The organism is Citrobacter sp. CK206 (assembly GCF_030333125.1).
GTDB classification, from domain to species: Bacteria; Pseudomonadota; Gammaproteobacteria; order Enterobacterales; family Enterobacteriaceae; genus Citrobacter_B; species Citrobacter_B koseri.
In genome coordinates this window covers 236,772-255,572 of record NZ_JAOWGM010000020.1, presented here as the reverse complement: position 1 = coordinate 255,572, position 18,801 = coordinate 236,772, and the positions used below count along the sequence as shown (strand labels likewise).

General features: G+C 54.5%; 17 protein-coding genes. 9 read left to right on the top strand and 8 right to left on the bottom strand.

All coding sequences use genetic code 11. From position 1 onward, the window contains the following. The first annotated feature begins 86 nt into the window (after positions 1–86). The 3 genes from OGX81_RS01940 (at position 87) to OGX81_RS01930 (ending at position 2,218) form a co-directional block, all read left to right on the top strand. Entirely contained in the window at positions 87–248 is a 162-nt protein-coding gene (locus OGX81_RS01940; RefSeq protein WP_047459078.1) for a DUF1328 domain-containing protein, read from the top strand. Between the two features lie 123 nt (positions 249–371). Further along, positions 372–1,445 carry a patatin-like phospholipase family protein gene (locus OGX81_RS01935; RefSeq protein ID WP_104867804.1) on the top strand — a complete coding sequence of 358 codons (1,074 nt, stop codon included), beginning with the start codon at positions 372–374 and terminating at the stop codon, positions 1,443–1,445. Further along, positions 1,442–2,218, top strand: coding sequence for a metal-dependent hydrolase (locus OGX81_RS01930; protein ID WP_104867803.1), 777 nt, complete (start codon positions 1,442–1,444; stop codon positions 2,216–2,218). Before OGX81_RS01935 ends, OGX81_RS01930 begins: the two co-directional genes overlap by 4 nt. 88 nt (positions 2,219–2,306) lie before the next feature. Here OGX81_RS01930 and OGX81_RS01925 read toward each other — a convergent pair whose 3' ends face one another. Continuing rightward, a complete protein-coding gene (locus OGX81_RS01925) occupies positions 2,307–3,161 on the bottom strand; it encodes a YjjW family glycine radical enzyme activase (protein WP_104867802.1) in 855 nt (284 codons plus the stop codon). 71 nt (positions 3,162–3,232) lie between these two features. Beyond that, positions 3,233–4,819 carry a YjjI family glycine radical enzyme gene (locus tag OGX81_RS01920; RefSeq protein WP_024130734.1) on the bottom strand — a complete coding sequence of 529 codons (1,587 nt, stop codon included), beginning with the start codon at positions 4,817–4,819 and terminating at the stop codon, positions 3,233–3,235. Positions 4,820–5,082: 263 nt separating this feature from the next. Here OGX81_RS01920 and deoC point away from each other — a divergent pair, with 263 nt between their 5' ends. The 4 genes from deoC (at position 5,083) to deoD (ending at position 9,415) form a co-directional block, all read left to right on the top strand. Continuing rightward, the gene (deoC, locus tag OGX81_RS01915) at positions 5,083–5,862 is read left to right on the top strand and encodes a deoxyribose-phosphate aldolase (protein ID WP_024130733.1); all 780 of its coding nucleotides are present in this window, start codon (positions 5,083–5,085) and stop codon (positions 5,860–5,862) included. 135 nt (positions 5,863–5,997) lie between these two features. Further along, a complete protein-coding gene (deoA, locus tag OGX81_RS01910; protein ID WP_024130732.1) occupies positions 5,998–7,320 on the top strand; it encodes a thymidine phosphorylase in 1,323 nt (440 codons plus the stop codon). A 52-nt stretch (positions 7,321–7,372) separates the two neighbouring features. Continuing rightward, positions 7,373–8,596 (top strand): phosphopentomutase, encoded by a 1,224-nt coding sequence (gene deoB, locus OGX81_RS01905; RefSeq protein ID WP_024130731.1) that lies wholly within the window; start codon positions 7,373–7,375, stop codon positions 8,594–8,596. Positions 8,597–8,695: 99 nt separating this feature from the next. Then, positions 8,696–9,415 (top strand): purine-nucleoside phosphorylase, encoded by a 720-nt coding sequence (gene deoD, locus OGX81_RS01900; RefSeq protein ID WP_012134191.1) that lies wholly within the window; start codon positions 8,696–8,698, stop codon positions 9,413–9,415. Between the two features lie 193 nt (positions 9,416–9,608). Here the strand turns inward: deoD and OGX81_RS01895 are convergent, their stop codons facing one another. The 6 genes from OGX81_RS01895 to OGX81_RS01870 form a co-directional block, all read right to left on the bottom strand. After that, entirely contained in the window at positions 9,609–10,175 is a 567-nt protein-coding gene (locus OGX81_RS01895; protein ID WP_104867801.1) for a DUF1120 domain-containing protein, read from the bottom strand. Next, positions 10,172–12,592, bottom strand: a complete 2,421-nt coding sequence (locus OGX81_RS01890; protein ID WP_104867800.1) for a fimbrial biogenesis outer membrane usher protein — start codon at positions 12,590–12,592, stop codon at positions 10,172–10,174. Before OGX81_RS01890 ends, OGX81_RS01895 begins: the two co-directional genes overlap by 4 nt. Positions 12,593–12,623: 31 nt before the next feature. After that, the gene (locus tag OGX81_RS01885; RefSeq protein ID WP_047459060.1) at positions 12,624–13,334 is read right to left on the bottom strand and encodes a fimbria/pilus chaperone family protein; all 711 of its coding nucleotides are present in this window, start codon (positions 13,332–13,334) and stop codon (positions 12,624–12,626) included. 82 nt (positions 13,335–13,416) lie between these two features. Then, on the bottom strand, positions 13,417–14,115 hold the full coding sequence (locus OGX81_RS01880) for a DUF1120 domain-containing protein (RefSeq protein ID WP_104867798.1): 699 nt from the start codon (positions 14,113–14,115) through the stop codon (positions 13,417–13,419). Between the two features lie 398 nt (positions 14,116–14,513). After that, a complete protein-coding gene (gene lplA, locus OGX81_RS01875) occupies positions 14,514–15,530 on the bottom strand; it encodes a lipoate--protein ligase (protein WP_012134186.1) in 1,017 nt (338 codons plus the stop codon). Between the two features lie 54 nt (positions 15,531–15,584). After that, entirely contained in the window at positions 15,585–16,232 is a 648-nt protein-coding gene (locus OGX81_RS01870) for a YtjB family periplasmic protein (RefSeq protein ID WP_012134185.1), read from the bottom strand. Positions 16,233–16,349: 117 nt separating this feature from the next. Between OGX81_RS01870 and serB the strand changes: the two genes are divergently transcribed. Next, on the top strand, positions 16,350–17,318 hold the full coding sequence (serB, locus tag OGX81_RS01865; RefSeq protein ID WP_104867797.1) for a phosphoserine phosphatase: 969 nt from the start codon (positions 16,350–16,352) through the stop codon (positions 17,316–17,318). A gap of 97 nt (positions 17,319–17,415) precedes the next feature. Then, a complete protein-coding gene (gene radA / locus OGX81_RS01860) occupies positions 17,416–18,798 on the top strand; it encodes a DNA repair protein RadA (protein ID WP_024130728.1) in 1,383 nt (460 codons plus the stop codon). The last annotated feature ends 3 nt before the right edge of the window (positions 18,799–18,801 follow it).

Below are 18,801 nucleotides of genomic sequence, written 5' to 3'. Positions count from 1 at the left end.
TGTACACCACACTAAAAATATCGCGAATGAGCAACCTGAACGCTCATATCAAGCGGTCGACATTAACTATGGTAAAGGAGAAGCTTATGTTTCGTTGGGGCATTATATTTCTGGTTATCGCGTTAATTGCCGCCGCTCTGGGTTTTGGTGGACTGGCAGGCACCGCAGCTAGCGCAGCGAAAATTGTCTTCGTCGTCGGGATTGTCCTGTTCCTGATCAGCCTGTTTATGGGCCGTAAACGACCCTAGCACGTCACCCGTAATACCCATGATTCATGCTAAGCCAGTCCATCGGACTGGCTTTTACGGTTTTAGCTATCGCGAATTTGCGTTACTTTGTCATTCTATAAAATAAAACACAGGAAGGCAGAGGTGGGGCAGCGAATACCCGTGACGCTCGGCAATATTGCGCCATTATCATTAAACGCGTTCCGACCAGGCCGAATGGCTCTGGTGTGCGAGGGCGGAGGGCAGCGGGGAATCTTTACCGCTGGCGTGCTGGATGAGTTTATGCGCGCGAAGTTCAATCCGTTCGACCTCTACCTCGGCACCTCTGCCGGGGCGCAAAACCTTTCCGCCTATCTCTGTAACCAGCCCGGCTATGGGCGCAAAGTTATTATGCGTTACACCACGAAGCGGGAGTTCTTCGACCCGGTGCGTTTTGTTCGCGGGGGGAACCTGATCGATCTCGACTGGCTGGTGGACGCGACATCCGGGCAGATGCCGCTGGCGATGGACACCGCCGCGAGTCTGTTCGATAGCGGAAAATCCTTCTATATGTGCGCCTGTCGTGGGGATGACTACACGGCGAACTATTTCTCGCCAACGAAGCAAAACTGGCTCGATATTATTCGTGCGACCAGCGCGATTCCGGGGTTCTACCGTACAGGCGTGGCGCTGGATGGCATCAATTATCTGGACGGCGGGATCAGTGATGCGATCCCGGTACAGGAGGCGGCAAAGCGTGGCGCGAAAACGATTGTGGTGATCCGCACGGTGCCTTCGCAAATGTACTATACGCCGCAGTGGTTTAAGCGCATGGAGCGCTGGCTGGGGGAGAGCAGTTTGCAGCCGCTGGTGAATCTGGTACAGCACCACGAAACCAGCTATAGCGCCATTCAGCGTTTTATTGAGAAGCCGCCGGGTAAGCTGCGTATCATTGAAATCTACCCGCCGAAACCGCTGCAAAGCATGGCGTTGGGCAGTCGTCTTCCTGCGCTGCGCGAAGATTACAAAATCGGACGCCTGTGCGGGCGCTATTTTCTGGCGACGGTGGGGAAACTGCTGACGGAGAAACCGCCGCTCTCCCGCCACACGCCGAAGATTGTCATGCCTGGCCCGGTGGTGGTGCCTCCGGCGGCGGTGGCCAACGATATGCACGTAGCAACGGTCAGCGGCGTGGCGCAGGCCAACGACACTACCTTCAATAATGAGGATCTGGCGTGAGTTGCCGATTTATCGACACACATTGTCATTTTGATTTTCCGCCTTTCACCGGTGATGAAGCGGCCAGCATTCAGCGTGCCGCTGACGCGGGGGTTGGCAAAATCATTGTTCCGGCGACGGCTGCGGCCTGTTTTTCACGCGTGCTGGCGCTGGCTGAACGCTTCCCGCCGCTGTTCGCGGCGCTGGGGCTGCACCCTGTGTTTATTGAGCAGCACGCAGATGACAGTCTGGATCGCCTGCAACAGGCACTGGATCAACGCCCGCAGAAAGTCGTGGCGGTAGGGGAGATCGGGCTGGATCTTTACCGCGATAATCCTCAGTTCGATGAGCAAGAGCGGCTCCTGGAGGCGCAGCTTAAACTGGCGAAACGCTACGATCTGCCGGTGATCCTTCACTCGCGTCGCACCCATGACAAGCTGGCAATGCATCTCAAACGCCACGCCCTGGCGCGAACCGGGGTGGTACACGGTTTTTCCGGCAGCCTACAACAGGCGGAACGCTTTATTCAGTTAGGCTACAAAATTGGCGTTGGCGGCACGATTACTTATCCGCGCGCCAGCAAAACGCGTGATGTGATGGCGCAACTGCCGCTGGACGCATTGCTGCTGGAGACCGACGCGCCGGATATGCCGCTAAATGGTTTTCAGGGGCAGCCAAACCGCCCGGAGCAGGCGGCACGGGTATTCAGCGAGCTGTGTGCGCTACGCGATGAACCCTCTGAGGTGATAGCCGAAACGCTGTATCGCAATACGACGGCGTTATTTCGTCTTTGATTGCCGGATGCGACGCAAAAGCGTCTTATCCGGCCAACGGGTCGACATCATTTGTAGGCCGGATAAGGCGCAGCCGCCATCCGGCGATTCATAAATATAAAGCTGGGAAAATCAGGTTATGCACCCCGTGCGCCCATAATGCGTTTGCCAGTTGTTGCACGTCGTCAGGCGTTGCGCCCGGCCACGTTTTTGCTTCGCCATACACCCCATGCGCATGGAAAGCGTTTAACCGGACGGGAATATCGCCCAGACGGGAGATAAACGCGGCCAGCGGCGCTATCTGTTGCAGGTAATCCACCTGACCAGGAATCACCAGTAGCCGTAACTCGGCCAGCTTGCCATGCTCCGCCAATATCCTGATGCTGTGTTTGATCTGCGTGTTATCCCGCCCGGTAAGACGCTGATGGCAGGCGCTATCCCAGGCTTTTAGATCGAGCATCGCGCCATCACAAACGGGCAGCAGTTTCTGCCAGCCGGTTTCGCTCAACAGGCCATTGCTGTCGACCAGACACGTCAGCGTACACAGTTGCGGGTCAGCCTTGATCGCGGCAAACAGCGCGCAAATAAACGGTAGCTGGGTGGTGGCTTCGCCCCCGCTGACGGTGATGCCTTCAATAAATGGCGACGCCTTACGGATATGACCCAGCACTTCATCGACGCTCATCGTCTGCGCCATCGGCGTGGCCTGCTGCGGGCACATCCGCAAACAGGTATCGCACTGCTCGCAGACGTCAGCCTGCCACACCACTTTCCCCGCGCTGAAGCCCAGCGCCTGATGAGGGCACTGGGGAACGCACTCACCGCAGTCGTTGCAGCGCCCGATCGTCCACGGATTATGGCAATTCTTACAGCGCAGATTGCACCCTTGTAAGAACAGAGCCAGACGACTGCCGGGGCCGTCCACGCAGGAGAACGGTATGATTTTACTGACTAAACACTTCATCCTTCGAACTGCCTCTTTGTTGGCTGCACTTATTCACCCCAGTCACGTACTACGTGTACGCTCCTGGGGGTTCATTCGCTTGCCGCCTCGATGCCTCTCGAATGATTTTGCGTTAGGAAGCGCATCTGCTGTTCATGACTTATTACGCGTGCTTGTCGTTCCAGAATGCGCGTATTGCGCGCGGCTTCTTCCCCCAGCCAGGTGGTGTTTGTTCGCGATCCTTCGGCGCGATATTTTTCCAGATCCGACAGGCGCACCATATACCCGGTAACGCGCACCAGATCGTTGCCGCTGACGTTGGCGGTAAATTCCCGCATGCCGGCCTTGAACGCGCCCAGACAAAGCTGCACCAGCGCCTGAGGATTCCGCTTGATAGTTTCGTCCAGCGTCAGGATGTCGCTGATCCCGGCATGGTAGTGCGCATGATGGGGGGCGACGGTTTGCAGGTGGGTAATGGGGTCAGGTTCATCGCCGTACGGTAAACGCGCGCCCGGCGTCGTACCGATATCAGAGCTGATGCCTGACTGGGCATGCAGCATCGCCCGCTGTTTCCAGCCATGCTTAACGGGCGTGTTTGCGACGAAATCGGCCAACTGCGCGCTGATGCGATAGCCCAGCGCATTGGCCGCGTCGTCTTTCCCGTAGCGCGCGTTCATCCCCGCGTTTTCACACAGCAGGTTTACCGCTTCGGCCAGGCCATACATCCCAAACATCGGTACAAAACGTCCGGGATCAAGCAACCCTTCCTGCACCAGGAAGCTATTCTCAAAGAAATGTGATTGTTCATAGAGGAAGTCACATCGGGCATCAATGATGGCGATCTGCTGCTGGCAGTAGTGCGGTAGCGTGCGCGTAAAGAAGTCATCGACAGAGGTGCTGCGCTCTGCAACGGCTTTCAGATTGATCCTGACCAGCGTGCTGCCGCCGCCCGCAAGCGGCAGAGAGTTGTAACAACTGACGACGCCATATTGACCTTTTGTGAAAATTTTATCATTTACCGGGCCATTAGAAATATGAGGTTTGCTGCATTCACAAATGTTTTTAGCGACATCAAGCAGTAAATCATCCGGCGTGATATCGGGATCGTAGATAAACGTCAGGTTAGGTGAAACCTGCTTTAACTCAGCATCGGCACGTAAAATAGCGCGGGTGACAGGCGTGTCGGCCGGGCCAATATTGGCATGCATAAAGGCATCCGGCAGCGTTCTGTCGAGATAGCGCCAGAAACGTTTTATTCGAATATCGATCTCGTCTTGTGTTAGAATTTTAACATACGGCTGCAACAGCGCATCCAGTTGCCCCAGATAGACCGGCATTGATGTTACGGAAGGAACGTGATGGTAGAGGATGGTCAGCAAAGATAGCGCGTCATCCAGATCTTTTGCGCCTTCCAGCTCCAGCCACTGTGAGCCATTAGCCAGAAAACGGGCGTAATCGGGCAAAACATAACGAGGTTTGAACGGGGCATGACCTTCGAACATATCGCAGATAACCCCGTCGTCCAGCGCCTGGCGAGCCTCTGCGGGCAAGGCCGGATAAGGCAAAGCGTTCTCAGCTTCCAGCGCCAGAAAATGACGTTTTTGTTCGGGGCTGAGCACCGGACTGGTCACAATTTGCTGGCAACGATGTTGCAGCGCGGTTTCGCATGAAGTGGGCATCTTCGTTTCCTTTTTTGTGCCGAAGGTTAAGCGCCATTGTAGGAAGTTGCGTGATGATGGCTTTTGATCAGGATGCGCCTGTTGCCCACTCGCGAGGCCGGGAAAGGTCATTTATTTGAAGTAGATCTCGTTACAGTAATGCAAATTTGTACGTAGTTTTCATTAACTGTGATGTATATCGAAGTGTAATGGCGAGCGGATGTTAGAATACTAACAAACTCGCAAGGTGAAATTTTATACCGGCGATGAGCCAGGAGAATGTAATGACTGATTTAACCGCAAGCAGCCTGCGTGCGCTGAAACTGATGGACCTGACCACCCTGAATGACGACGACACCAATGAAAAAGTGATCGCGCTGTGTCATCAGGCGAAAACCCCGGTTGGGAATACTGCCGCTATCTGCATCTACCCGCGTTTTATTCCGATTGCACGTAAGACTCTGAAAGAGCAGGGCACGCCGGATATCCGCATTGCGACTGTCACCAACTTCCCGCACGGTAATGACGACATTGACATCGCGCTGGCAGAAACCCGCGCGGCCATCGCGTACGGCGCGGACGAAGTTGACGTGGTATTCCCGTACCGCGCGCTGATTGCTGGTAACGAGCAGGTGGGCTTCGATCTGGTGAAAGCCTGTAAAGACGCCTGTGCGGCGGCAAACGTGCTGCTGAAAGTGATCATCGAAACCGGTGAGCTGAAAGAAGAAGCGTTAATCCGTAAAGCGTCTGAAATTTCCATCAAAGCTGGTGCGGATTTTATCAAAACCTCTACCGGTAAGGTTCCGGTTAACGCAACGCCGGAAAGCGCACGCATCATGATGGAAGTGATCCGCGATATGGGGGTTTCCAAAACCGTTGGTTTCAAACCGGCTGGCGGCGTGCGTACCGCTGAAGATGCACAGCAGTTCCTGGCCATTGCTGACGAACTGTTTGGCGCTGACTGGGCGGATTCCCGTCACTACCGTTTCGGCGCATCCAGCCTGCTGGCAAGCCTGCTGAAAGCGCTGGGTCACGGGGACGGCAAGAGCGCAAGCAGCTACTAAGCCTTATATTGCCGGAGTTGTAGTGACGTAGGCCGGATAAGGCGCAGCCACCATCCGGCATCAATACGACTGCCGGGTGGCGCGTTGCTTACCCGGCCTACAATGGCCTTCTACTCTTTTCCCCTGGGGGTTACCGTGTTTCTCGCACAAGAAATTATTCGTAAAAAACGTGATGGTCATCCGTTAAGCGACGAAGAGATCCGCTTCTTTATCAATGGTATTCGTGATAACACCATCTCTGAAGGGCAGATTGCCGCTCTGGCGATGACCATTTTCTTCCACGATATGTCGATGCCTGAGCGTGTGTCGCTGACCATGGCGATGCGAGATTCAGGAACCGTTCTGGACTGGAAGAGTCTCAACCTTAACGGCCCCATCGTTGACAAACACTCCACCGGCGGCGTGGGTGATGTGACTTCGCTGATGCTTGGCCCTATGGTGGCGGCCTGCGGCGGCTACATTCCGATGATCTCCGGGCGCGGCCTAGGTCATACCGGCGGTACGCTCGACAAACTGGAAGCGATCCCGGGATTTGATATTTTCCCGGACGACAACCGTTTCCGCGAAATCATTAAAGACGTGGGTGTGGCGATTATTGGGCAGACCAGTTCGCTCGCACCGGCGGATAAACGTTTTTACGCCACCCGCGACATTACCGCGACGGTGGACTCCATCCCGCTGATCACCGCTTCAATCCTCGCGAAAAAACTGGCGGAAGGGCTGGATGCGCTGGTGATGGACGTGAAAGTGGGCAGCGGCGCCTTTATGCCAACCTATGAACTCTCTGCCGCACTGGCAGAAGCCATCGTTGGCGTTTCCAACGGTGCAGGCGTGCGCACAACTGCGCTGCTCACCGACATGAACCAGGTGCTGGCCTCCAGCGCCGGTAACGCCGTCGAAGTGCGCGAAGCGGTGCAGTTCCTGACAGGTGAATACCGCAACCCGCGTCTGTTCGACGTCACGATGGCGCTGTGCGTGGAGATGCTGATCTCCGGCAAGCTGGCGAAAGATGACGCTGATGCGCGAGTGAAACTACAGGCGGTGCTGGATAACGGCAAAGCGGCGGAAATCTTTGGTCGCATGGTTGCGGCACAGAAAGGGCCGAGCGATTTCGTTGAAAACTACGCGAAATACCTGCCGACGGCGATGCTCAGCAAAGCTGTCTATGCCGATACTGAAGGTTTTGTATCCGCGATGGACACTCGCGCGTTGGGTATGGCGGTGGTCTCAATGGGCGGCGGTCGTCGCCAGGCGTCGGACACCATTGATTACAGCGTCGGCTTTACCGACATGGCGCGTCTGGGCGACAGCGTTGACGGGCAGCGTCCGTTGGCTGTTATCCACGCCAAAGACGAAGCCAGCTGGCAGGAAGCGGCGAAAGCCGTCAAAGCGGCAATCAGCCTTGACGACAAAGCGCCTGAAATTACACCGACAGTCTATCGTCGTATTACCGAATAGCTGTATACTGATCTGATCGCTTTTTTGCAGCGCAAGATGTATGGAGAACAAGATGAAACGTGCATTTATTATGGTGCTGGACTCCTTTGGTATTGGTGCAACTGAAGATGCGGATCGCTTTGGCGACGTAGGTTCAGATACCCTGGGCCATATTGCAGAAGCCTGCGCCAGGGGCGAGGCCGACAATGGCCGTAAAGGCCCACTGAATTTGCCTAACCTGACCCGCCTGGGTCTGGTGAAAGCGCATGAAGGTTCTACCGGTAAAATTGCTGCGGGTATGGACGGCAATGCGGAAGTGATTGGCGCGTACGCGTGGGCGCACGAGCTCTCTTCCGGTAAAGATACCCCGTCTGGTCACTGGGAAATTGCGGGTGTTCCGGTTCTGTTTGACTGGGGCTACTTCAGCGACCACGAAAACAGCTTCCCGCAGGAACTGCTGGATAAGCTGGTAAAACGCGCCAACCTGCCGGGTTATCTCGGTAACTGTCACTCTTCCGGTACGGTCATTCTGGATCAGTTGGGCGAAGAGCATATGAAAACCGGTAAACCGATTTTCTATACCTCCGCTGACTCCGTATTCCAGATCGCCTGCCATGAAGAGACCTTTGGGCTGGATAAACTGTACGAGCTGTGCGAAATCGCCCGTGAAGAGCTGACCGAAGGCGGCTACAACATTGGCCGCGTTATCGCGCGTCCGTTTATCGGCGATAAGGCCGGTAACTTCCAGCGTACCGGCAACCGTCACGATCTGGCCGTTGAACCGCCAGCGCCGACCATCTTGCAGAAACTGGTCGACGAGAAAAAAGGGCACGTGGTTTCCGTTGGTAAGATTGCGGATATCTACGCCAACTGCGGCATCACCAAAAAAGTGAAAGCCACCGGCCTGGACGCGCTGTTCGACGCCACCCTTAAAGAGATGAAAGAAGCGGGCGACGAGACGATCGTCTTTACCAACTTTGTTGATTTCGACTCCTCCTGGGGGCATCGCCGCGACGTAGCGGGCTATGCTGCGGGTCTGGAGCTGTTTGACCGTCGTCTGCCGGAACTGATGGAACTGGTCGGTGAAGATGACATTCTGATCCTGACCGCCGACCACGGTTGCGACCCGACCTGGACCGGTACGGACCATACTCGCGAGCACATTCCGGTGCTGATTTATGGCCCGAAAGTGAAAGCGGGCTCGCTCGGTCACCGTGAAACCTTCGCGGATATCGGTCAGACGCTGGCAACGTACTTCGGTACGTCGCCGATGGACTACGGCAAAAACATGCTGTGATGCAATTGCCCGGTGGCGCAGGCTTACCGGGCCTACGGTTTTGTAGGCCTGATAAGGCATAGCCGCCATCAGGCAATAACAATGAGATAAGGATAAAAGATGGCAACTCCACATATTAACGCAGAAATGGGTGATTTCGCTGACGTCGTTTTGATGCCGGGCGACCCGCTGCGTGCGAAGCACATTGCTGAAACTTTCCTTGAAGACGTGCGTGAAGTGAACAACGTTCGCGGCATGTTAGGTTTCACCGGGACGTACAAAGGCCGTAAGATCTCCGTCATGGGTCACGGTATGGGTATCCCGTCCTGCTCCATCTATACCAAAGAGCTGATCACCGATTTCGGCGTGAAGAAAATCATTCGTGTCGGTTCCTGCGGTGCGGTACGCAACGATGTGAAACTGCGCGATGTGGTGATTGGTATGGGTGCCTGTACCGATTCCAAAGTTAACCGTATCCGCTTCAAGGATCATGATTTTGCGGCGATCGCTGACTTTGACATGGTGCGCAACGCGGTAGACGCGGCGAAAGCGCTGGGTGTTGACGCACGCGTGGGCAACCTGTTCTCCGCCGATCTGTTCTACTCTCCTGACGGCGAAATGTTTGACGTGATGGAAAAATACGGCATCCTGGGCGTGGAAATGGAAGCGGCAGGTATCTACGGCGTAGCGGCTGAGTTTGGTGCGAAAGCGCTGACCATCTGCACCGTGTCTGACCATATCCGTACTCACGAGCAGACCACTGCCGCTGAACGTCAGACGACCTTCAACGACATGATCAAAATCGCGCTGGAATCTGTTCTGCTGGGCGATAAAGCGTAAAAAAGAAGGGGGCAGTTTGCCCCTTACGCCTGATGGCGCTTCGCTTATCAGGCCTACAAAATATTTTACGTGATTTGTAGGTCGGGTAAGGCCTGGCCGCCACCCGACATAAATGCTGCACAATCCTTTGTCAGCACTCTGAAGGGGCAGTTTGCCCCTTTTTCCTGCCTGTTTATTTACCGCCCTTTGGCGATTAATGCGTTAGCAACTCCCAGCTTAAATTACTCTCCATCTCAGTATTGTCGCTGACGTTACGGAACTGCTTTTCGTTCAGCACTGGCGTTAGCGTTAACGTAAAGTTCAACTGCTGCCCGCGCGCGGCTTCATTGTTCTCGATAGCGATAATGGCTTCGTTGTTGTGCAGCAGCTGTGTATCGGCATGGCCGTCTGCGGGAATGAACTCATTGCGATCGGTTGTTTTCCCGATCATATAGCTGCGGCCATCCAGTATCATTTGGCTGGCTTTCAATGCCAGCCCCCCGCCGTTACCGAAAAGAAATCGCCCTTGTGGGCCTGCGGTGCCATGTACAAATAGCGCCATCACCTGTGGTTGCGGGCAATAGATGCTGACATTGATATCGCGTGAGGGCATTTTAAACCAGTTTTGCTGTGAGCCGACGTTGTCATTTCGCTGCATCGGGGGAAAGGCTACGGTAGCGCGAGAGAGCGATACCTGGCAGTTCTCGTCTGCCCATGCTATGCGTGACCCCAGCGCTGCTAACGTACATAATGCAATGATCCACTTTCCGTATGACTTCATTGGCAAATACCCTCCGCCGTTTCGTAAAACGCCTCTTTATTCTGCACATTGCTTAATGTGTAAGTGATTTTGCAGATACGGTTCATATTGTCATCAACGCTATAGAGCGTTGGCGTTTCGTCAATATTGCTAATAAAGACGCGGCCGCTGTCCACTGCGCTGACCAGGTAGTTTCCTTTTTCATCAACAACAGACGTGCCTTTAGGAAGCCAGGAGCCATCCTGCTGTTTTATCTTCAGCATGACGCGACGGGTGTTTAGCACGTTAAAATCCAGGTCGCTGACGGTAGCATGAGCGGGCACCAGTAGTTTTGTTCCGTTAGCCAGATCCATATTTTTGGGCAGCGTATTTGCGTTCACCTCAATACGTGACTTACGCCACTCCGTCAGTCCTGGCACCACGGCCTGCCCCCAGAAATCTGTCCAGACCGGGCCTTGCGGCGTTGCGATTTCGATGCCGCTTTCCGGTTCGCTCAGGTGGGCAATGCCAAAGGTATCTTTAATGGTATAGGGGGAGAAGGTTACCCCCTGGCGATGCAGGGCAATGCCGCCCGACAGCATTGCGCTGTAGCTACGCTGATCGTCATTGTTGGTTGTTGCGCCAACGCTCATCTGCGTGTAGTGCAGGTTGCTGTTGATGTTGCCGTTGAGGGTGTTGAGATCGTTTCCGATATCGCGATCCGCCGAAACGGAATAGCTGGTATTGTCGCTGAGAGGGCCACTGCTGCGTAAGCCATATGTCGTTCGGTCGCCCTGATTGCGCATATATGCGTTAATCGACTGCGACTGAAAAGGAATGTTGAGGTTGATGTAAAACACATCATCGTCATAGCTGTCATCGTTGATGTCGTCATTATCGTTATCGTTGCTAACAGAGTGCTGCCAGTTCACGTTTATTGACGCGTATTTAAATGTTTTTCCCCATGAAAGACTCACGTAACTGGAGTCTTCATAATCATCCGTGGCCTGATTATAGCTATAGGCTAACGAGAAGGTTCCTGCTGTTCTGCCGCTCCAGTTTACATTGGCGCTATAGCTGCTTTGATAGCTTGCGCTGTCGTCGTCCATCGCCTCGGACAACTCACGATAGTCGTCAGAATAACGCGCGGTGCTGACCCCAACAGAGACATGGCCGGGAAGTGTCAGCTGGTTTTGAATTTCCGCCTTTATACCGCTGCGCGTATCGCCGAAGGATTCACGGCTGCCCAGCAGACTGGCAAATACTTGCCATTTCTCGTTTGAACTCCACTCCAGCATTGCACCGCTTGCCTGATAATCCTCGGCAAGAACCCCCGCCGCCAGCAAACTTGTTTGTGGGGTAAGGCGCCAGCCGTCTGAAATGTTATATACCCAGGGGTTGCTGTAATCGCTGTCGACGTTGCGCACCTGGCCTACTGACATCATAAGCCCTTGTGGTCGCGGAAGGCCGTTCAGGTTGATTGAGGAGGCAGGTACGATGAAACTGGTTGTGACGTTGTCGGTTTCGACGATGCTGACCTGAAGATCGGCGTTATTTAACAGGATGGGGACATTGTCCAGCCTGAATGCCCCCGCGTTTACCAGCGTGGAATAAACAAGCTGCCCCGCCTGGCGGACTTCTACTCGCGCCTGGTTCGTGCGGGCAATCCCCGTCACGGTGACGCCTGAATTATCAGAGGTCATGCTGGACTCGGGGAGTAACTGAATGCCGCTGAGGGATGTTCCAGAAAACAGCGCCGATCTGGAGCTGATCTGCCCAACCTGGACACGCATCTGTTGCGCTTCAAAAACGTGTTCGCCATAAGTGAATAAATTTTTAGCGCTGCGATCGCCGTCAGAGTCCAGCAGAAAATAGCGGCTGCGCAATGCCCAGTTGGCCAGATTGGCGCCCGCTTCTATATCGCCCTGCGTGTAGTTATGGCTGTCGCCGCCGTTGTATTCATTTCGCGTGGAAAACAGGCTGTAGTTGAGCAGCCCGGCGCTGCCGCCGTGGCTATAGTTTTTCTCCCGGGACGCGCTATTTTCCAGTGCGTCGGGCGGGACAGTTAACTCCAGCATCTCCTTACCGGGAAGGGACTTTATGACGGCGGAGGGATAATCTTTTTGCAGGTCATGACAGTGTTCTTGCAGGGAGATCCCCAGAGGACGTAGCCCGATTGCTGTCAGAAAATCGTCATCTACGCAGAGTTGCCCTTGTTCGTCAAATTTGGCGCCCAGCGAACCTTTTTCTGACCCGTTTACGTTGATTAGAACGCTATGTACACCGGGCAAAAAACGCGGCTCTTCTGCGAAGTAATTTGCGATATTTTTACTGATGCCGCGCGTATTGAGTATATCGGTACTGAACGTTACCTCACGGGCTAACGCCGTTGAGGTTAATAAAGTACATGAATATAACGCGATCTGAATATGGCGAGACAGCAGGTTGATTCCTTTCATATACACTTACTTTGTCCCCGTTTTTTATTGATTATGGTGTTAACGGCGCAGTGAAATTGGGTATGTCGATGCCGTAGCGGCTGGCCGGGAAGAAGCGTACAGATTGATCGGAGATGATGGATTTCTTGACGGTTACATCCAGAACTTCTCCGGGTAAAATATAGGTTTTTGCAATTTCCCCGGCCGTTTGCGAAGGTAAAAAAATCACCTGTTGCGCCAGGCGCACCACATAGGCGGAAGGGTTGCTGACTTTAATATGCTGCCCGGAGCCGGACCATTTCAGCAGTTTCCACGCATCGGTGACGACCGGTAAATTTTTGGGGCGAATTAATACCGGCAGATCCTGACGCAGATTGAAGTTAACTTTCATTGCGCCTTTAGACACGCCTGATGGCGGGATGCCTTCAAAGGTGACGCGTTTATAGTGCTCTTTGGTTAGCGGGGCGCTGCTTTCCATAATAAAGCGGACCTGCTGTTCCTGACCGGGTTCCACGCGTACGACGGGCTGTGTGACGTTGACGGTGATGCCACTGTCATCTTTTACATCTTCTATTGTGGTGTACAGCAACATCGGAACCGTATCGCTGTTTTTGACATTTATCGTTCCGCCATTATGGCTTTCTTCAATAACCAGTAGCGTGGAGGCGGGAACCATTCCTGCCGCATAAGCCTGAGATAAAGGTAAACAGAGAAGCGTGGCGGCAAATATATACGCTTTAACGGTACAAGATTTGTCAGACATTATTGTAATTCCTTCTATTGGAAAAACTCCCCACCCATCCATGTAGGGAGTTGTTGTACAGATATGATTAATAACGATGTGATTAGATATATCTCAGGGTAATGGTGGCGGAACCTGAAATATCGGTATCATCGCTAATGGCCAGTTTGGTGGTATTATCTACAGCCAGAGAAACCTTAAGCGGATAAGTTGCATTGCTATAGGCTGCTGGTTCCAGCGTGCCTTTGGCGCCGACGGTGATGATATCCTGCGTCCCTTCCTGGTTCCGAAAAGAAGTTGCCGTTGTCGCCTTAGCCCACGAACCCATACTTGCGGCGGCGCCTATAATATAGTCAACGTCAAAAGTGTCTTCGCCATTGACGGCTTGCGCGCTTGCTGCCTTGGCAGAATCGATGGATACGGCATAGGCGCCAATGTTGACATTGCCTGCTGTTTTACCTACGCCGAATGAGACTCCTTTACCTTTAATGATGCCGGTTATCCAGATCTCTGCGTTGCTATCCGCTTTGTTATCGGTCAGCGTCCAGCCTACTTTTGTGGCGCTGGGGCACTCGATGACCAGATCGGTGTCTTTCGTGGCGATATCGTTGACGGCCGTTGAGCTAAGGTCGCTGATCAGATGCGAGCCGAAGTCAAGTGCGTTGCCGCCGTTGACAGTCGCGGTACAGCCACCGACCAGCAGTTTCCCCGTTACGCGCAGTTCAGTAGTGGAGCCATCGGCCGCCCATACGTTAGACATGGTCAGTGCCGCGATTGCGGTGGCAAGAAGTGCTTTTTTCATTTGTTGATCCTTAACTTGAATTGTGTGATGGTACGAAAAGGCATGTTACTTGCCTTCTGAATACGTTTTATATCAACCAGATAGCTATGGAATATGGTTGGGATAGAGTTATATTTCAGAAATAATATATTATCTGGACACAGCAGACAGTGGTTTTAGTTTTATTTAAAATTGATTTCTGGTGATCTTTGTTATTTTTTGTTTTAGAGTTGCTGCTATTTTGTATGCGGTTGGAATGTGGCGAGAGTGTATGTTTATATATTCACGCGGTGAATATTATTGATAAATAATATGCCAGCCAGGGCGTTAATCGGCAGGCTTTTAATGTATTGCTGATGGTTATTGAGAAAATAACGTGCCGCCCTTGTTAAGGGGAAACGGGCACGTCCTGGAGAGGGTTAACGCACCGCCCGCGCAATCCACGCCGACAATTCCCGTAGCTCTTTTTCCTGCTCTGGAAAATCGACTAACAGCGCATCACACTCCTGTTGCAGCATATCCGCACGGTACAGACACCCCTGTAAACGGCCCGCCAGCGCTTCCAGCGGCGCAGGGTTAAGGCTGTCGGTAAAAACCTGAGTGCGCGTGATGTGCCCTTTTTCAACGTCGAAGTGCAGTTCAACGCCGCCCCAGATAAAGCGTTCGTCCAGAAGATGCGTAAAAGCTGGCGCCTGGCCGAAGTTCCATTCCCAACTGCTCTGGCGAGCGAACGTTTCGGCAAAATTGGGCAGATCCGGCGTTTTATCTGGAGAGATTATTTCGGCTTCCACGCGTTCGCCGTAGTGGCTGAAGAACGCCTCGGTAATGGCGTCGCAGATGTGTTCATGGGTAATGCCAGGCAGCAGTTCGACCAGATTGGCGACGCGCCCGCGCACGGAGGCGATCCCTTTGGCCTGTAATTTTTTCTTATCAGGATTGAGGTAGTTCGCCAGACGGCTGAGATCGGCATTCAACAGCAATGTGCCGTGGTGGAAGCCGCGATCTTTGGTTTCCCGATAGGCGGAGCCGGAAACCTTGCGGTCGCCTTCCGGCGTTTTCACCACCAGATCATTACGACCGGAAGCCTCTGCGGTAACGCCCAGCGCGTTCAGCGCATTGAGCACTATCGCGGTGGAGATCGTTTTGTCATACTCCGGCTTCCCGGCCATAAATGTAAAACAGGTATTGCCGAGATCGTGGAACACCGCGCCGCCGCCGCTGCTGCGACGCGCCAGCCGGACATTGTCTTCTTCCATACGCCGGGTGTTGCACTCTTTCCACGGGTTTTGCGCCCGCCCGATGACGACCGTATCAGCGTTGCGCCACAGGAACAAAACGCGCTGTGTCGCGGGCATCTGGCGAAAAATACACTCTTCAACCGCCAGGTTGAACCAGGGATCGTAAGAGTCAGAGATAAGCAGACGTAATGTCGTCATGGCAGCATTCCTTTTCGTGGTCTCAACTATATTAACGACAAAGCGGCGGCTATCCTATGGTTCTTTCTTCTCGCTCTCTTCCTCTTCCGGTACGGATTTACTGGCGGTGAGCAGGAAAGGCGATTGCTGCCAGCGCGTGCGTTTGCCCTGTAGCAAGGTGCGCGTGAGCACCACGCCAATTGCCAGTGACAGGAGCAGCATCAGGCGTAAAATGTTGGTGGTGTTATCGACCTGTTTCGCTTCGGTCGCCAGCGTATGCGTATCCAGCGTCAGGCGCAGATAGCCCAGCGGGCCATTTTTACCCTGAATAGGTTCGACAATCTGCTGATTAAAATAGCCGCCCGCTTTTTTACCGTCCAGCGCCAGCCTGTCGCGCACATTGACGCTTTCGCCTGCGCGCGTAATGAGATCGCCTTGCTCGTCGTAGACGCCGGCATCCAGAATGCGGCTCTCTTCCGTTAGCTGGCGGAGTACGACGGCGATCCGCTTCTCATCCGGCGTTTCGGTGCGCATCAGCGGCGCGATATTTAAGGTCACCTGGCGCGCCAGCGTGCGGGCCAGTTCTTCGAGCTGCGGATTGCGCTGCCGTTGATGGTTTTGACTGAACCAGGACGCCCCCTGCATCAGCCCGACGAGCAGTGCGAGACAGAACAATACAATCACTGCACGATGAAGCCGGAATTTCAGTTTTGCGCGAGCCATATTCCACCTGCTGAAAATTTGAGGCTTAATGTTGCCAGAAGCGATGGTTACAGGGTAGCCTCATGCGTTATTTTCCCCAGGATGATTCCCGACCCGAACGATTTTACAGGAGCTTTAATGCCTAACATTACCTGGTGCGATCTGCCTGAAGATGTTTCTTTGTGGCCTGGTTTACCCCTTTCATTAAGTGGTGACGAGGTGATGCCACTGGATTACCACGCAGGCCGTAGCGGCTGGCTGCTGTACGGTCGCGGGTTGGATAAGCAGCGCTTAACGCAGTACCAGAGCAAGCTGGGCGCGGCGATGGTGATCGTGGCGGCCTGGTGCGTCGAAGATTATCAGGTGATTCGTCTGGCGGGTTCCTTAACGCCGCGCGCGACGAAACTGGCGCACGGCGCCGGGCTGGACGTCGCGCCGCTGGGCAAAATTCCGCATCTGCGTACGCCAGGCCTGCTGGTTATGGATATGGATTCGACGGCGATTCAGATCGAATGCATCGATGAAATAGCGAAGCTGGCCGGGACGGGCGAAATGGTTGCGGAAGTCACGGAACGCGCGATGCGCGGCGAACTGGATTTTACCGCCAGCTTACGCAGCCGGGTGGCGACGCTGAAAGGCGCGGATGCCGATATTCTGCGCCAGGTGCGCGAGAATTTGCCGTTGATGCCGGGTCTGACGCAACTGGTGCTGAAGCTGGAAACGCTCGGCTGGAAAGTGGCGATCGCCTCCGGCGGGTTTACCTTTTTTGCAGAATACCTGCGTGAAAAGCTGCGTTTAACCGCGGTGGTGGCGAACGAGCTGGAGATCATCGACGGGAAATTTACCGGCAATGTCATTGGCGATATCGTCGATGCCCGGTACAAAGCTAACACGCTGACCCGACTGGCGCAGGAGTATGAAATTCCCGTGGCGCAGACGGTGGCGATTGGCGATGGCGCTAACGATCTGCCGATGATCAAAGCGGCCGGGCTGGGGATTGCGTACCACGCCAAACCGAAAGTGAATGAAAAGACGGAAATCACGATTCGTCACGCTGACCTGATGGGGGTGTTCTGCATTCTCTCCGGCAGTATGAATCAAAAATGATTGAATTGCCCGATGGCGCAGGGCCTACGGGAAAGTGACTGTAGGCCGGATAAGCGCCAGCGCCATCCGGCAACTGCATGAAATAAAGAGGTAAACCGTGGCAAAAGCTCCAAAACGCGCCTTTGTTTGTAATGAATGCGGGGCCGATTATCCGCGCTGGCAGGGGCAATGCAGCGCCTGTCATGCCTGGAACACCATCACCGAGGTGCGTCTTGCCGCGTCGCCAACGGTGGCGCGTAATGAGCGACTCAGCGGCTATGCCGGTAACGCAGGTGTGGCAAAGGTGCAGAAATTGTCTGACATCAGCCTTGAGGAGCTGCCGCGTTTTTCCACCGGGTTTAAAGAGTTCGACCGTGTGCTGGGCGGCGGTGTCGTGCCCGGCAGCGCCATCCTGATCGGCGGCAACCCCGGTGCGGGGAAATCCACGCTGCTGCTGCAAACGCTTTGCAAACTGGCCGAGCAGATGAAAACCCTGTACGTCACGGGCGAAGAGTCCCTGCAACAGGTAGCGATGCGCGCGCATCGGCTGGGATTGCCGACGGCTAACATGAATATGCTGTCAGAAACCAGTATTGAACAGATCTGCCTGATTGCGGAAGAAGAACAACCGAAGCTGATGGTGATCGACTCCATCCAGGTGATGCATATGGCGGATATCCAGTCCTCGCCGGGCAGCGTGGCCCAGGTGCGTGAGACGGCCGCTTATCTGACGCGCTTTGCCAAAACGCGCGGCGTGGCTATCGTGATGGTTGGTCATGTAACCAAAGACGGCTCGCTGGCTGGCCCGAAGGTGCTGGAGCACTGCATTGACTGCTCGGTGCTATTGGATGGCGACGCTGACTCCCGTTTTCGCACGCTGCGTAGCCATAAAAACCGTTTTGGCGCGGTAAACGAGCTGGGCGTTTTTGCGATGACGGAGCAGGGGCTGCGTGAAGTCAGCAACCCGTCCGCAATTTTCTTAAGCCGTGGCGATGAGGTGACTTCCGGCAGTTCGGTCATGGTGGTGTGGGAAGGGACGCGCCCGCTGCTGGTAGAGATTCAGGCGCTGGTCGATCACTCGATGATGGCGAATCCGCGTCGCGTGGCGGTCGGCCTGGAACAAAACCGTCTGGCGATCCTGCTGGCGGTGCTGCACCGTCATGGCGGATTGCAGATGGCCGATCAGGATGTATTCGTCAATGTCGTGGGCGGCGTGAAGGTCACGGAGACCAGCGCGGATCTCGCGCTATTGCTGGCGATGGTCTCCAGCCTGCGCGACAGGCCGCTGCCGCAGGATCTGGTGGTGTTTGGCGAAGTGGGGCTGGCAGGGGAAATTCGCCCGGTGCCCAGCGGTCAGGAACGTATTTCTGAAGCGGCTAAACACGGTTTCCGCCGCGCTATCGTACCGGCTGCCAACGTGCCGAAAAAGCCGCCGGAAGGGATGCAGGTTTTTGGCGTTAAAAAGCTTGCGGATGCGTTAAGTGTGTTTGACGACTTATAATCA

Coding starts and splice junctions, on each gene's coding strand:
- deoB (WP_024130731.1), top strand. CDS start 7,373: ATGAAACGTGCATTTATTATGGTGCTGGACTCCTTTGGTATTGGTGCA.
- OGX81_RS01920 (WP_024130734.1), bottom strand. CDS start 4,819: ATGCCCACTTCATGCGAAACCGCGCTGCAACATCGTTGCCAGCAAATT.
- OGX81_RS01940 (WP_047459078.1), top strand. CDS start 87: ATGTTTCGTTGGGGCATTATATTTCTGGTTATCGCGTTAATTGCCGCC.
- OGX81_RS01895 (WP_104867801.1), bottom strand. CDS start 10,175: ATGAAGTCATACGGAAAGTGGATCATTGCATTATGTACGTTAGCAGCG.
- OGX81_RS01925 (WP_104867802.1), bottom strand. CDS start 3,161: ATGAAGTGTTTAGTCAGTAAAATCATACCGTTCTCCTGCGTGGACGGC.
- OGX81_RS01885 (WP_047459060.1), bottom strand. CDS start 13,334: ATGTCTGACAAATCTTGTACCGTTAAAGCGTATATATTTGCCGCCACG.
- OGX81_RS01870 (WP_012134185.1), bottom strand. CDS start 16,232: ATGGCTCGCGCAAAACTGAAATTCCGGCTTCATCGTGCAGTGATTGTA.
- deoD (WP_012134191.1), top strand. CDS start 8,696: ATGGCAACTCCACATATTAACGCAGAAATGGGTGATTTCGCTGACGTC.
- OGX81_RS01880 (WP_104867798.1), bottom strand. CDS start 14,115: ATGAAAAAAGCACTTCTTGCCACCGCAATCGCGGCACTGACCATGTCT.
- OGX81_RS01890 (WP_104867800.1), bottom strand. CDS start 12,592: ATGAAAGGAATCAACCTGCTGTCTCGCCATATTCAGATCGCGTTATAT.
- serB (WP_104867797.1), top strand. CDS start 16,350: ATGCCTAACATTACCTGGTGCGATCTGCCTGAAGATGTTTCTTTGTGG.
- deoC (WP_024130733.1), top strand. CDS start 5,083: ATGACTGATTTAACCGCAAGCAGCCTGCGTGCGCTGAAACTGATGGAC.
- lplA (WP_012134186.1), bottom strand. CDS start 15,530: ATGACGACATTACGTCTGCTTATCTCTGACTCTTACGATCCCTGGTTC.